10 protein-coding genes are annotated in these 14696 nt (G+C 31.4%); all 10 read right to left on the bottom strand.

The window, feature by feature from the left end:
• Positions 1-31: 31 nt before the first annotated feature.
• Positions 32-4051, bottom strand: coding sequence for an N-6 DNA methylase (locus FBF15_RS04220; RefSeq protein ID WP_038401399.1), 4020 nt, complete (start codon positions 4049-4051; stop codon positions 32-34).
• Positions 4052-4059: 8 nt separating this feature from the next.
• Positions 4060-6270 carry an endonuclease MutS2 gene (locus FBF15_RS04215; RefSeq protein ID WP_165434581.1) on the bottom strand — a complete coding sequence of 737 codons (2211 nt, stop codon included), beginning with the start codon at positions 6268-6270 and terminating at the stop codon, positions 4060-4062.
• The gene (locus tag FBF15_RS04210; protein WP_002783335.1) at positions 6260-6610 is read right to left on the bottom strand and encodes a hypothetical protein; all 351 of its coding nucleotides are present in this window, start codon (positions 6608-6610) and stop codon (positions 6260-6262) included. The genes FBF15_RS04215 and FBF15_RS04210 overlap by 11 nt, the downstream gene beginning before the upstream one ends.
• Positions 6603-7901 carry a UDP-N-acetylmuramate--L-alanine ligase gene (gene murC, locus FBF15_RS04205; RefSeq protein ID WP_072233184.1) on the bottom strand — a complete coding sequence of 433 codons (1299 nt, stop codon included), beginning with the start codon at positions 7899-7901 and terminating at the stop codon, positions 6603-6605. The genes FBF15_RS04210 and murC overlap by 8 nt, the downstream gene beginning before the upstream one ends.
• Before the next feature lie 120 nt (positions 7902-8021).
• Positions 8022-8804 carry a carbon-nitrogen hydrolase family protein gene (locus FBF15_RS04200; protein WP_002888304.1) on the bottom strand — a complete coding sequence of 261 codons (783 nt, stop codon included), beginning with the start codon at positions 8802-8804 and terminating at the stop codon, positions 8022-8024.
• The gene (gene xseB, locus FBF15_RS04195; protein ID WP_002853034.1) at positions 8797-8970 is read right to left on the bottom strand and encodes an exodeoxyribonuclease VII small subunit; all 174 of its coding nucleotides are present in this window, start codon (positions 8968-8970) and stop codon (positions 8797-8799) included. The genes FBF15_RS04200 and xseB overlap by 8 nt, the downstream gene beginning before the upstream one ends.
• Positions 8967-10424 carry an IMP dehydrogenase gene (gene guaB, locus FBF15_RS04190; RefSeq protein WP_002856408.1) on the bottom strand — a complete coding sequence of 486 codons (1458 nt, stop codon included), beginning with the start codon at positions 10422-10424 and terminating at the stop codon, positions 8967-8969. The genes xseB and guaB overlap by 4 nt, the downstream gene beginning before the upstream one ends.
• Before the next feature lie 9 nt (positions 10425-10433).
• Positions 10434-11795: an Asp-tRNA(Asn)/Glu-tRNA(Gln) amidotransferase subunit GatA gene (gatA, locus tag FBF15_RS04185; protein ID WP_038817165.1), complete on the bottom strand. Its 1362-nt coding sequence runs from the start codon at positions 11793-11795 to the stop codon at positions 10434-10436.
• Positions 11792-11902: a membrane protein gene (locus FBF15_RS04180; RefSeq protein ID WP_002869114.1), complete on the bottom strand. Its 111-nt coding sequence runs from the start codon at positions 11900-11902 to the stop codon at positions 11792-11794. The genes gatA and FBF15_RS04180 overlap by 4 nt, the downstream gene beginning before the upstream one ends.
• Positions 11896-14649 carry an isoleucine--tRNA ligase gene (gene ileS / locus FBF15_RS04175; RefSeq protein ID WP_038817164.1) on the bottom strand — a complete coding sequence of 918 codons (2754 nt, stop codon included), beginning with the start codon at positions 14647-14649 and terminating at the stop codon, positions 11896-11898. The genes FBF15_RS04180 and ileS overlap by 7 nt, the downstream gene beginning before the upstream one ends.
• Between the last annotated feature and the right edge of the window lie 47 nt (positions 14650-14696).

The following is a 14696-nucleotide window of genomic DNA, read 5'->3' as shown; positions in this document are numbered from 1 at the left end:
ATAAAATTTACAAAGTTTAGCGAAAAATGCTTTAAGAAAATAAATATTTTTGCAAGATTTTTTCTTTTTCTTTTTCTAAAAATTCTAATTTAAGATTAAGAAGATCAATTTGTTGTTCTACTAATTCAATGTTTTGAACAATTTTTTCTTGAATTTCTAACGGTGGGAGTGGGATTGTAAGATTTTCATAAAAACTTATAGGAACTCTTTTGTGTCCACTTGCTCCAGTCATAGCAAGAGCTGCTTTTTCTCTTATATTTTGTTGATTTAGATTATAGAATAAGAAACTACTATCAAGCCCTGTTTTTGCTCTAAAAATATGAAATTCTGTGCTACCAAAACCTATGTTATTTGTTAGATTTTTTGCGATAGCACATTTACCATTTTCCATGCAAGGAGTAATTTTTGCAATCAAAATATCATTTTCTATAAAATATGTGTAGCCTTTTCTTACTTCGTTTAATGACCTATCTATCTTACTTTGAATATAACCCTTATCTGAAACGCTAGCCATTTCTATAAATGAGACAAGCATATTTTCATCAAGTTTTGATATTTCTTTTTTGCTAGGATTAAGTTCCATATATTGTTCATTCTTTAAAGAAATTCTCTTCCAGCCATCTTTTGGTGGAGTTGAGAGAGTTTGTAAAAGCTCTTGTATAGTTTTAGAAAAGTTTTTAAAAGCATTAAAATCTTGCTTTCTTTCCTTGCTTTGAGTTTCTTCAACTAATACTTCAGAATGACTGATTTGTTCTTCAATTAGCGAAAGCAAAAGATTAAAATCAAGCTTAGATTCTAATTTTTGCAAATTTTCTAAAATAGAATTTAGTTCATATTCTTGATTGTCCTCTATAATACCAGATTTTTGAAGCATTGCTTTGATTAGCTTTTGATACTCTTTTATACTCAAGCTTAAAGTATTATGCTGCTCTTCTATCTTTTCACACTCTGCTACGATTTGTTTTTGAATTTCAAGCGGTGGAAGTGGGATTTTAAAACTATAAAAAATATTAGTATCAAACTGTGGATACTGTTGTCCTTGTTTATATAGTTTTTGTCCGCAAATTTCTAATAAAATATACAAAAAATCAAAAATAATCTTGCTTTTATCTTTAACACTCAAAATATGATTATTTGCTGAAACAAATTTACCTTTATGTTTTTTAATATTTGCATATCTTGCCACTCCTAAAGTAATTACTTCACCTTCGTTTATAAATTGTCCAGCTGTTTTTTCATCTGTCCACCATTCGTAGTTTTTAGAACTTGGTAAAAGTTTTACATTTCCACTGTTTAAATTCATTTTTTCGATTTCTGTCGCACTAGCTTGATTTCTAATTTTATTTAAATCACACACTTCCCCTAATCTCACCAACTCATACTTAGAATTCTTAAAAGGATTTAACTCATCTCTTGATTTTACGTTTAAACTTATAGCTTTATTAAATTCCACTTTTTCAAAATCCATCATATCAATAAGCCTCGCTTTACTAGCATAGCCTTGCAAATCTTTTGGTATATCGCTAAGAGTTTTTAAAAATGCTTTACAAATTAAAGTATTAAGCTTAGTTTCATTTTGCGGATTGCCTCTTTCAAAAAGTGGGCTCAAATAAGGCTCGTGCAATTCTTTTAAACCTTCATCACCTTTTCTATTACTCCACTCATAACCTAAAAATTTCTTTTGTTCTTTTATATCACTTGGAGATTTTATGATTAAAACTTCTTGATTAAGACTTAGACAAAAATAAAGCAATTTATCCTTTTCTATTGCTTGAGTATAAGCTAAAAAGGCTTTATCTTCTAAATCTTGCTTATCTTTACTTTCTTTATAAATTTTAGATTCTTTAAGTTTTTTATAATCACTTGTTTGCCTAAATGCATTGCGATAATCTTTAAAGGCTTCTAGCTCTGCAAGTTTAGAATCTAAGTTTCCATTTAAAAAATTGCTATAAAGCTCTTTATCAAATTTTCTAAAATCACAATACGCACTTAGATAATTTTGATAAAAGTTTTCATTGTCTTTTAAATTTTCAGCTTCTATGCGTTCTTTAATCAAACTATAATCTTGAGAAATAAGATGATTTTCTTGTTTAAAAGTTTCTTTTTTGCGTAAAAATAAAATAATCGTATTTGTCCCTGTTGCTCCAAATGTTTGATTACCTAGCTCTACAATGGCAATAAAATCAAAATTTTGAAATAATATTTCTCTTGTATTTTTATAAATAGAATCTTTATTTAAAATAGAACTTGGTAAGATAATAGCAGCTTTAGCATTATCATTTAAAATTTGATTTGCTCGCTCACAAAAAAAGCATTCGATAGAATTATTTGTTTCTATGTTTATATCATCGTTAAAAAGTTTATAGGTATTCTTAGATTTATCACTTAAAGTTTCTAAAAATCCTTTTACAGAATAAGGCGGATTTGCTATAAGCAAATCAAAACTATTTGATTCTATTTGTGGTTTTGCTTTTTCTCCTTCTAAATTATTTGTATTTGCTAATTCAAAAGAAGCAAGTGCATCAGCGTATAAAATATTGATTTCATTTTGTCCATACATTGCACTTGATACCTTAGAAACCTTACTTAAGCGATACTCTTTTTCAATACCATAAATATTTTTATAATGCTCTTTAAGCTCATCTTCTGTTAGATAACGCTTAAGCTCATTGGCATAGGTGTTTAAAAAATGTCCAGCACCACAAGCATAATCAATCACCCTTAAAGCTTTAGAGTTTTTGCTTAACATTTCTTGAAGCGGTAAAGAATACATAATAAATTCACAAATTTGAATAGGGGTAAAAAACTGCCCTTCATCTTGCTTCATACCTTTTTGCAAAAAAAGTTCAAAAAGATTGCCTAAAAATTGATTTGTAGAGTTTTGGGTAAGCTTGTAATTTGCAAAAAGCTCTACTATTTCTTTTAATACAAGTGCATTTTTTAAGAATAATTCTTTATTATGCACTTCTAAAAATGCAAAATCATTATTTGAATAAAATTTTAATTCTTTGATGTAATTTTGCATTACTTCTTTTAAAGTTTTTATCTTTAATTGCTTAAAGTCTTTTTCTATATCTTCATTAGATACAAAGGTAATTTTCTCTCCTAAGAATTCTTTCATAGCTTCTTTATAAAGCCACATTAATCTATCTTGCATATTTGCATAAGTATCTGCCATTACACCAAAATATCCAAATTTGAGATTGTTTTTATTAAAAGTTTCATCATAAATTTTGCAAAGAAAAATATTTACAAGTTTATCAAAGGCATTTTCCTTGCCTGATATATTATGCTTGCGTAAAATTTTTGCAAATTCGTGATATTTACCTTCTTCTTTAAGTTCCTTAAGATTATCAAAAGTTGGAGTAATTTCTAAAATTTTATAAGCATTGACATTTTCTTCAAAAATACCTTGTTTAAAATATTGCAGTTCATAACTTTCTTTCCAAGTTTTAAAAAGTTCTATATTGTTATTAGATTTTTTATAAGAATTTTGTAATTCCTTTTCTTTTAGATATTCTTCGTTATCGTAAGCTTGTATGATGTAATTTTTATATTCTAACTTATCGCTAAAATCACTTGTATAAAGACAAAGATATTTTACACCTTTTTCTTGCTGAAAATAAGAAAAAAGCTGCCCGCCATCTTCTTGCATTCTATTCCATTCTTTTATAAATTCACTATTTTTAGAATCTGTGGTTTTACATTCTATAATCAAATAAGGATTGTTTTCATTATCCTTTACTAAAATATCAGCCTTACCACCTTTTTTATCCCTGCCAAGATTCCATTTTGGCTCTAACTCTAAATATTCAGCCTTGTAACCTTTTTCTAAAAGTCTATGCACACATTCAAAAACTACAAAATTTTCAGGGTGTGAAAAATTAGAAGTAGTTTTATCGTGAATTTTTATTTCTTTTGGGTAATTAATACTTTGGTTTTTATAATCTATTAAAAGTGTGTAATTATTGATTGTTTTTACATAATTTTCATTTTTATTTTTAAAGCCTAAGTTTTCTAGAACTTGTTTTAAATTATCTTTTGTAATCATTTATTTCCTTATAATCTCACCACCTTAGCACCAAAGCCACCTTGATTGATCGGTGCGTCATTAAAGCCCTTGACACTTTTGTGAGTTTTTAAAAACTCTCTTACAGCAAAGGCAAGCTTTCCTGTTCCTATACCATGGTAAACTAAAACTTCATCAAAGCCTGCAAGCAAAGCATCTGAAATAAATTTATCAAGCCTTGAAATAGCTTCATCACTCCTAAGCCCATGCAAATCCAAGCTAACGCTAAGATTAGTCGGTTTTGCCACACTAATGCTTGTTTTTGGACTTATTTTAGGTGTAGGAGTGCTTTTTTTAAGCAGTTTTAAAGGCACACGAAGTTTGATCCCATCACTTTCAACCATAGCATCGTTTTTAGAAATGCTTATGATTTTACCCTTAATTTTTTCATATTTTACAAAATCCCCCACACGCAATTCTTCGTTTTGCTCCATACTTGGCAAGATGATTTCTTTTTTAAGTTCATTGGCTTTATTAAGACTTCTTTGCTTATCTTTTGTGTCTTTAAGCTGTATGGTTTTTTTAGCTTCTTCTATGGCTTTGTGCAATTTAAATTCTAAATTTCTCAAACTCGTACGAAATTCTTGTTCATTTTTTTCTTTTTGCTCTTTTAAAGAAAGTAAAATTTCATCGACTTTTTGCTCTTTTTTCTCAACATTTTCAAGCTTAGCTTTTAGTTCTAATTCAAGATTGATATTTTTACCCACAAGCTCTTCTAAATTTTCTTTATCCTCGCCATAAAGCTTTTTAGCCTCGCTAACTAAATTCGGCGGAATCTGATAACGCAAAGCGGTTTCAAAGGCATAAGATTTTCCTATAGTACCTTTTAAAAACTCATATTTTGGGCGTGAAAGCTCTTCATCATATAAAGCAGCAATGAGTTCAACTTGCTCATTTTTTGCTAAAAGCATGGCAAGGCGTTTGTGGTGTGTAGTAATGATGATTTTAAGATTATTAGCTATGAGTTTTGAAATTAACACACTATACAAACAAGCCGCTTCTTCAAAATCTGTTCCAAGCTCTATTTCATCGATACCTAAAAGCAAATTTTTCTTAGAAAAAAGCCTGGAAAAGTGCAACATTCTTCCTGCAAAAGTTGAAATGTCGTTTTTAACATTTTGCGGATCTTCTATGATGGCATCAAATTCTTTAAAAGTACCGATTTTACTTTCATTTGCTTTTATATACATAGGCAAAAGATGTTTAGCTAAAAATGCTGCGCTTAGCATGGATTTTAAAAGCATGGATTTTCCGCCTGCATTTACCCCTGTGATGATTAAAACTTGTTTTTTAAATTCCAAACTCACGCTTTTTGGATTTTTTAAGGCAGGATGAGCGAAATTTTTAAGCACTAAATCCTTACTTTGATCACACAAAACAAATTCAAAATCCCTTTTTTTAGCAAGCAAAACCCTAGCACTATAATGGTCAAAAAGATCAAAGGCTGTATTGATAAATTTTAAAAAAGGTAGATTTTTTGCTAAAAAAGCTGAGAAATTTTTAGCGTATTCATAATAAATTTCTTCTTTTTGATTTTTGATTTTTTCTATATCATTTTGCAAATTCTCAACACTTAAAGGCACGATATAAAAGCCACCGCCATTACTTCTGCCTATGATTTTTGCTTTAATAGCGTGATTAAACCCGCCTCTTACAAGCAAGGCTTCAAGATTGTTTATAAGATGGATTTGTGTATCGATAAGATAAGGCATCAAAGCTTTTGTATAGCAAAATTTCTTAAACTCAGCTATTATGCTTTCATTTTTTAATCTTAGAGCGGCATTAAGATTTACAAGTCTTTCATCTAAGCTTTCTTTTAATTCCCCTTTTTCATCGAAATTCAAACAAAGCTCCAAAGCCCCGCTAACAAATTCTATCTTTTGCAACCAAGAGTCTAAATTTGTTCCTAGTTTTAATTTTTTTAGCTTTTCAAAATAACGAAAAATTTTTACAAATTCAAAAATTTCATCTAAATGTAAAATTCCTTGCTTGCTTAAATGAACTAAGGCTTTATCAAGATTGCTAAGCTCTGGTATAGTAGGAAATTCCACCTCGCAAAGCTCATGTATACGTTTAAAATGAAGATTAGAATCTCCTTGCAAAAAAATCTCCTTATCTCTTGCAAAAAGGGCTTTAAACTCTTCTAAATAGCTGTTTAAATCAAGCTTTGAGATCAATTCTTCTTTTGTATCATTCATCATTTAACCTACAATCTTTAATATCTATGATTAAAGAATTAAAACTTTGATTATTATCCTTTGAAATAAAACTTCCTGTACCAAATTCATAATTAAAATACGCCTTAGAAACATTGATATCTTTACATAAAATATTTTTATTTTGATTAAAAGCTACGATAATATCTGTTCTTAAATGACTTTTTTGCGTGTTTTCAAATTCAAAAAATACCGCTAAAACAATAAAAATCACAAGTAAAATACCAAAAAAAGGTTTAGTTTTTTTGCCTAATTTTTCACGCAAAGCAAAAGTGATTAAGGCTAAAATTAAAATAATTAAAAAATATAAAAAAAACCTACTCATTTTTTTGCCTTAATTTATTACTGATATCTCCTGCACCAAAACCTATAATAAGCCCTTCTTCAAAAACTTGCCCCTTAGAAGCTACCAAAAATTTACCCTCTCTTTTGATATCTTCTACAAATAAAGCCTTAGGAAAAACCGCTTCTAAATCAAGCCCTATAGGCTCTTCTCCTGCAGTATAAACAGGTAAAATTATAAGCTCGTCTACACCTTCAAAAGCCTTTGCAAATTCCTTTAAATTTGCAGCCAAACGCGTGTAGCGGTGGGGTTCAAAGATAGCTGTGATTTTCTTATATCCGCCTAATTTTGCGTATTGTTGTGCTGCACTTAAAGTCGCTTTTATTTCGGTGGGATGATGACCATAATCATCGATTAAAACCAAATTTTCATCAGCATGTAAAATATCAAAACGCTTTTTAATACCTTGATAATTTTTAAGCCTAGTTCTTATCGTTTCTATATCTAAGAAATTTAAAGCCGCCAAAATCGCCAAAGACGCATCAAGGGCTAAATGATACCCCATGCCAAAAACCTTAAATTCACCTAAATTTTTCAACTCAAAGCTTGTAAAAGGTTTGAAATTTTCTATACGCATGGTGCAGTTTTTGATATCTTTGCTCGGATAAAGCTTGGTTGACTCATTTTTATAATTTTTCAAAAACTCATCTTCAGCATTAATCACGCGAATTTTAGCCGTATCTAAAAACTCCGCATAAGCATGATGGAGTTTTGAAACTTCATTGCCATAATGATCTAAATGCTCTGCTTCTGCATTAGTAACTATAGCCAAATAAGGATTTGAATTTAAAAAAGAACTATCGCTCTCATCAGCTTCAAAAACAAGGTTTTGGCTTTCTTTATAAATCATATTTGAACCAAATTCTTTTAAAATCGCTCCGATGATCACAGAAGCATCACCAAGCAAAGAAGCCAAAATACTTGAAGTTGTGCTTTTTCCATGTGCTCCTGCAACTGCAAAAACGCGCTTATCTTCTAAGATAAGAGGTAAGGCCTCCTTGCGTGAAAGGCATTTAATGCCTAATTCTTTAGCGTGTTTAAATTCAGGATTTTCTTCTTTGATAGCAGCAGAATAAATAACTAAATCTTTGTTTAAAATATTGTCTTTATGATGAGGGATACTGACCTTAACCCCTTCTTTTTCTAGTTCTTTAGTGATTTTACTCTCTTTAAGATCACTTCCGCTAATTTTAAAACCTTTTTCTTTTAAAAATCTTGCTAAAGCGGAAATTCCTATACCGCCTATGCCGATAAAATGGATATTTTGCATCATTTAAACCTTTATACTTTAAAGGCTAAATTTTAGCACTTTTTTACTAAAAAGAAAATATAAACCTTAGCTTCTATCAGCTCTAGATAACTTTTATAAACTTATAAATCTATAAGTATAAATTTAATTTTTAAATTCTTTTATTATCTTATCAAAACCCCAAAGTTTTCTTGCTTCATCACTTTTTTTAGGCTCTATAATAAGCATTTCTTCTTCAGAACCCAATTTACTTTCTATCTCACCAAAAGCATTAATAAACAAAGTATCGCCGTAAAAATTCCACTCATCTTTTGTTTTGCCTATGCGATTTACTCTTAAAATGCTTGTAGAATTTAAAAAAGCTCTTGTTTTTAAAAGTTCTTCCCATCTTTGTTTGCTTTCAAAGGTACAAGCACTAGGAACGATAACCAAATCAATTTTTTTCGCCATAATCTGTTGCCAAAAAATATCAAAATGTGTCTCAAAACCAAAAAGCAAAGCACATTTTAATTTTTCATAATTAAAAGTAAAAATTTTTAATTCTGATGGAGTTTTGTTGCTGAAAAATTTTTCTTCATTCCAATGTTCATAAGGCATTAAAATTTGCTGTTCATAACTTTTCACACCATTTGGAGTAACTTTTAAGCAAAGTTTTTTATAACTTTTAGCTTCAACGCTTACATAAGGAGCGATAATTTCTAATTCGTATTTTTTAGCAAGTTTAATCAAGCTTTCTTTTTTAGCTTCGCTTTGTTCTTTTATCATATTTTTTGGCATATGCAAAAGTTCTGTAAAAAAACTGTTGATCACATATTCTCCCAAAACTACTAAATTTACTCCATTGTCTTTTGAAGCTTTAAGATAATAATCAAGCCTTGATTCACTTAAAGCTAAAGTTGGAAACTGTAAAGCTGCTATTTTACTCATCGATTTGCTCCACTTCTAATTTTGCTTTTTCAAGCTCAAGTCTTGCTTTTTTGATACTCTCTAAACCTTCTTTATAAATTTTTACACTTTCATCTAAGGCAAGCTCTTGATTATTTAATTTTTCCAAAGATTCATTAGCGTGTTTTAAATTTTCTTCAAAACTCATTGATGATTAACCTTGTAGTTTGGTGCTTCATGAGTGATAGTAACATCATGCACGTGACTTTCTTTAAGCCCTGCAGTGGTAATTTCAACAAATTCGGCTCTTTTTTGAAAATCTTCTATATCTTTAGCCCCAACATAACCCATAGAAGAACGCAAACCTCCTAAAAGTTGATGCACCACGCTTCTTATACTTCCCACATAAGGAACACGCCCTTCTATACCTTCAGGAACGAGTTTATCTTGAGCAGTACCTTGCTGAAAATATCTATCCGAACTTCCCTTTTGCATAGCCCCAAGTGAGCCCATACCACGATAAGACTTATATTGTCTTCCTTGATAAGTAAAAAGCTCTCCTGGACTCTCATCCGTTCCAGCTAAAAGCGATCCTATCATAACAGAACTCGCACCTACAGCTAAAGCTTTTGCGATATCACCTGAATATTTAATCCCGCCATCAGCTATCACAGGAACGCCAAATTTATTTGCTTCTTCCACGCACTCATCAATGGCTGAAATTTGAGGCACGCCCACACCTGAAACAATACGTGTAGTACAAATACTTCCTGGCCCAATACCTACTTTAACCGCATCTACTCCTGCTTCACAAAGTGCTTTTGCTGCAGCTGCAGTGGCGATATTTCCTGCGATAAGATCTAAATTTGGATATTTAGCCTTAATTGCTTTTACTGTATCAATAATACCCTTAGAATGCCCATGCGCAGAATCAAGCACAACAACATCAACGCCTGCTTCAACTAAAGCATTCACACGATCCATTTGCCCTACTCCTATAGCCGCACCCACGCGTAATCTTCCAAAATTATCTTTATTGGCATCAGGATATTCTTTGCGTTTTTTAAGATCTTTTATAGTGATAAGTCCTTCCAAGCGTCCTTGTTCATCAACTATAGGAAGTTTTTCTACTTTGTTGGTGCTGAAAATTTTTTCCGCATCATCTAAAGTACAACCCTTTGGAGCAGTAATTAAAGGCATTTTAGTCATAACATTTTCAACCAAATTTGAAAAATCACTCTCAAATCTTAAATCACGATTGGTGAGTATGCCTATTAGTTTCTTATCTTCATCTACTACAGGAACACCTGAAATTCTATACTCTGCCATAATTTCTAAAGCTTCCGCAACACTTGCCTTAGGACTTACAAAAATAGGATCGATAATCACCCCGCTTTCGCTTTTTTTCACTCTTTTTACTTCTCTAACCTGTGAGGCTATATCCATGTTTTTATGAATCACTCCAAGCCCTCCAAGTCTTGCCATCATAATAGCAGCCCTGTGTTCAGTAACTGTATCCATAGCCGCAGAGATTAAAGGCATATTTAAAGTGATATTTTTTGTTAATTTAGTGTGAATTTTTACTTCCTTAGGTAAAACTTCAGAATACCCAGGACGCAATAATACATCTTCAAAAGTTAAAGCTCTTTTTACAATTTTCATCTTTCATCCTTAATGTTTAATCATTTGTTCTAAACTTAAAGCCCCATCTAACAAGGTTTGTTCATCATAAGCTTTGCAAATCAGTTGTGCTGATATATTAAGCCCTTCTTTATCTTTTGCAACAGGCACACTAATGCCTCCAAGTCCTGCTAAATTTACAGAGATAGTATAAACATCTTCTAAATAAGTTTGCATAGGGCTTTTTTGAGTATCAAATTTAAAAGCCGTTGTAGGCGTTACAGGCATAAAAATAAGATCACAATCTTGCAAAATTTCTTCATATTTTACCTTAATAAAAGCTCTAGCTTTTTGTGCTTTAATATAATACGCATCATAATATCCACTGCTTAAAACAAAAGTTCCTAACAAAATTCTTCTTTTTACTTCTTCTCCAAAACCTTCGCTGCGTGTATTTACATACATTTCTTTTAAATTTTGGATATTTTCAGAACGCTTGCCATAACGCACCCCATCATAACGACTTAAATTTGCACTTGCTTCAGCTGTTGCGATGATATAATACGCTGCGATATCAAACTTAGAATCAAGCAAATTTTTATATACAATCTCATGTCCATTAGCTTTTAACATATCTATGGTTTTTAAAAGTGCGTTTTTTACTTCACTATCTGCATCATTGACATAATTTTCAATCACTGCAATTTTTAATTTTTTATTTGCATTTAAATTTGGAGCGGTTTTGATAAACTCGATATTTGCACTCGTGCTATCCATTTTATCATATCCTGCGATCGCATCATATAAAATTGCCGCATCTTCTACATTTTGCGTTAAAACCCCAATTTGATCCAAACTTGAAGAATAAGAAGCTAAGCCATAGCGACTCACTCTTCCATAACTCGGTTTAAATCCTACGCAACCACAAAAAGCTGCAGGCTGACGTACAGATCCTCCTGTATCAGAACCCAAACTTGCCAAAGCCAAGCCACCCGCTACCGCAGCAGCACTTCCACCACTTGAACCACCTGGCACACGCTCAAAATTTAAAGGATTTAAAGTTTTGCCATAATAAGAACTCGCTGTTGAACTTCCCATAGCAAATTCATCCATATTGCAACGCCCAAAAGGAGAAAAACCATTAGCTTTTAAATTAACAATCACACTTGCATCATAAGGAGCGATATAACCTTGTAAAATCTTACTCGCACTAGTAAGCTCCCAGCCCTTTACGCTGATATTATCTTTTATAGCTACAGGCACACCTTCACCTGAAACACTTAAGTCTTTATCTAAAAATTGTTCGATATAAGCACCTATTTTTTTTTCTTTTTTTGCTTTTTCATTGAGTTCTTTTTTTAAATTTTCAAGTTCTTCTTTGGAGTATTTTAAAGCTTCTTTTAAAGTTATCATTTATTTTCCTTTGTTTTTTTGATCAAAAATACTGCTAAAGCACTAAAAGCCAAAACCACCGCTATAGTTGTGATGATAATGCTATTTGGAATAGGATTTTCTAGCATTGAATCCCTTTTAAAACTTCTTCACATCTTAAACAAGGTGTTTCTTCATCTTTACTTTGAAGTTTCCAACATCTTGGGCATTTACAAAGTGAAGCTTTGGTGATTTTAAATTTCTCATTCTCTACTTCAAATTCAGCCAAAATTTCTTCATTTTCATTGCTGATTTGACTTACCATAAACCAATCGGCTAATTCCTCATTTGGGAATTTATTAAAACTGATGTTTAAATTTAATTCCAAAGTAGATTTAATGATTTTATCTTTTTTAAGTATATCAATCTGTTCAAAAAATTTCTCTCTAGCACTCATTAAAAATGTATCATCTATACCAAAATCATAATCAAAATCCTGAGTTAAACTTAGATCAAATACATCTTTTGCATCACCTTTGATTAAAACATTAGCATGTTCTAAAGCCTCATCTACACTATAGCTTAAATTTGGAGCAAGTAAATTTAAAAGCTCTTTTGCTATCAAAGCCATAGCCACTTGAGCAGATTTTCTTCTTTGGGCATTTTCGCTATCACAATAAAGTCTATCTTTACTGATATCAAGATAAATCCCACTTAAATCCGCACTTAAGAAATTTAAAAGCAAACTAAAACCTTTAGCAAATTCATAAGCAAAAAATGCCTCTTTGCTTGCTTTAAAAACTTTAGTTGCACGGCTTAATATCCATTTATCAATAAAACTAAATTCTTTAACTTTTAAATCTTTTAAATCATTGGTATTGGCAAGTAAAAATCTTATAGTGTTTCTTATTTTGCGGTATTGTTCGCCTACTTGTTTTAAGATATTGTCTGAAATTTTTAAATCACTTGAATAATCACTTAAAAGTATCCAAAGTCTTAAAATTTCAACTCCATAGGTTTTTGCTACATATTCAGGAGCAATCACATTGCCTTTAGATTTAGACATTTTTTGCCCTTTTTCATCGGTGGTAAAACCATGAGTTAAAATGCTTTCATAAGGTGCACTTTCATTGATCGCTGTACCTACAAGCAAAGAGCTTTGAAACCAACCCCGATGTTGATCGCTTCCTTCTAAATACATACTTGCTCTTTTTTCTCCTGTGTCATAAAGTCCGCTATTTAAAACCGCATTAAAAGTACTTCCACTATCAAACCAAACATCTAAAATATCATATACTTTTTCTAAATTTTCAGCGTTGTATTTTGAATTTGTAGGAATTAAATCTTTGATTTCAAACTCCCACCACGCATCAGCGCCATGTTTTTCAAAGATAGCTGCTACAAAGTCAAAAAACTCATCATCAAAAATCACTTCTTTAGTGTTTTTATCTCTAAAAAAGGCTATAGGCGTTCCCCAGTCTCTTTGTCTTGAAATACACCAATCTGGGCGATTTTCCACCATAGAACCTATTCTTTTTACCCCACTTTGCGGATAAAAGGTTGTTTTTAAAAGTTGTTCTTTTGCACACTCTCTTAAAGTTTTTCCTTGAAGTTTTGGTTCATCCATTAAAATAAACCATTGTTTAGTAGCTCTATAAATCACAGGCTTATGCGTTCTCCAACAAAATGGATAAGAGTGTATAAATTTAGAAGAATGTAACAGTTTTTCGCCTAAAAGTTCTAAAATTTTTTCATTGGCCTTAAAAATATGAAGACCTATAAACTCTTCAAGCAAATGAGAAGGCAAAAGCCCTTTAGCTCTTAAAGTTTCATCATAACATCCACTATCATCAACAGGCATTAAAACCTCAATGCCATATTTCAAACAAGCATAATAATCATCTTCGCCATGTCCTGGTGCAGTATGTACAAGTCCACTTCCACCATCCATCAATACATGCTCGCCCATAATTAAAACAGATTTTCTTCCATTTAAAGGATTGATAGCTTCAAGTTTTTCAAATTCTTTTGCGTTTAGTTCTTTTTGAATTTCTCCACTTGTAAGTCCTTTTTCTACCATACTTTTAAGTAAAGCACTTGCAAAAATCAAACCCTCTTTGGTGATCACATAATTTTCATTAGGATTTAAAGCTATAGCTTGATTAGCCACCAAAGTCCAAGGCGTAGTTGTCCATATCACTGCGCTTGCTTTTGAAACGCCTAATTTTTCGCAAGCTTTTACATCTAAATCAAAAGCCACAAAGATAGAATAATCTTCTTTATCTTGATACTCTACTTCAGCTTCCGCTAAAGCTGACTTTGCCGCCCAACTCCAAAAAACAGGCTTAGAACGCTCGCAAAGTAAGCCTTTTTTAGCAATCTCGCATAAAGTTCTATAAATCGCTGCTTCAAACTCAAATTTCATAGTTAAATAAGGCTTATCCCAATCTGCAATAATGCCTAAATTTTTAAATTCTTCTCTTTGGATATCTACAAATTCACTCGCATGTTGTCTGCAAAACTCACGAATTTCTTTTTTACTTAAGCTTTTTTTCTTTTCTCCAAGCTTTACTTCTACTTGTTGTTCTATAGGCAAACCATGACAATCCCACCCTGGAGTAAAACGCACACTCTCACCTTTAAAATAATGCGTTTTGATAATAGTTTCTTTTAAAATTTTATTTAAAGCATGTCCTATATGGATATGTCCGTTAGCATAAGGGGGGCCATCGTGTAAGGTAAAACTTTTTTTCGCATTTTTGCGATTTTCTTTCATTTTTTCATAAGCATAATTTTGCTCAAACCATTTTTTAAATCTTTGCGGTTCAAGTTCCGCTAAATTCGCCCGCATAGCAAAACTAGTACTGGGCAAAAGTAGAGTTTCTTTGTAGTCCATTTTTTCCACCTAATTTTTAATAATCTTAAATTCTACTCAAATTAGCT

The organism is Campylobacter sp. CFSAN093233 (genome assembly GCF_011068165.1).
GTDB lineage: Bacteria > Campylobacterota > Campylobacteria > Campylobacterales > Campylobacteraceae > Campylobacter_D > Campylobacter_D jejuni.
This window is presented reverse-complemented; position numbering and strand designations above follow the sequence as displayed.

Bases quoted from the DNA above. Each gene is read 5' to 3' on its own strand.
- ileS (WP_038817164.1), bottom strand. From the start codon at position 14,649: ATGGACTACAAAGAAACTCTACTTTTGCCCAGTACTAGTTTTGCTATG.
- FBF15_RS04180 (WP_002869114.1), bottom strand. From the start codon at position 11,902: ATGCTAGAAAATCCTATTCCAAATAGCATTATCATCACAACTATAGCG.
- FBF15_RS04200 (WP_002888304.1), bottom strand. From the start codon at position 8,804: ATGAGTAAAATAGCAGCTTTACAGTTTCCAACTTTAGCTTTAAGTGAA.
- FBF15_RS04215 (WP_165434581.1), bottom strand. From the start codon at position 6,270: ATGATGAATGATACAAAAGAAGAATTGATCTCAAAGCTTGATTTAAAC.
- murC (WP_072233184.1), bottom strand. From the start codon at position 7,901: ATGATGCAAAATATCCATTTTATCGGCATAGGCGGTATAGGAATTTCC.
- FBF15_RS04210 (WP_002783335.1), bottom strand. From the start codon at position 6,610: ATGAGTAGGTTTTTTTTATATTTTTTAATTATTTTAATTTTAGCCTTA.
- xseB (WP_002853034.1), bottom strand. From the start codon at position 8,970: ATGAGTTTTGAAGAAAATTTAAAACACGCTAATGAATCTTTGGAAAAA.
- guaB (WP_002856408.1), bottom strand. From the start codon at position 10,424: ATGAAAATTGTAAAAAGAGCTTTAACTTTTGAAGATGTATTATTGCGT.
- gatA (WP_038817165.1), bottom strand. From the start codon at position 11,795: ATGATAACTTTAAAAGAAGCTTTAAAATACTCCAAAGAAGAACTTGAA.
- FBF15_RS04220 (WP_038401399.1), bottom strand. From the start codon at position 4,051: ATGATTACAAAAGATAATTTAAAACAAGTTCTAGAAAACTTAGGCTTT.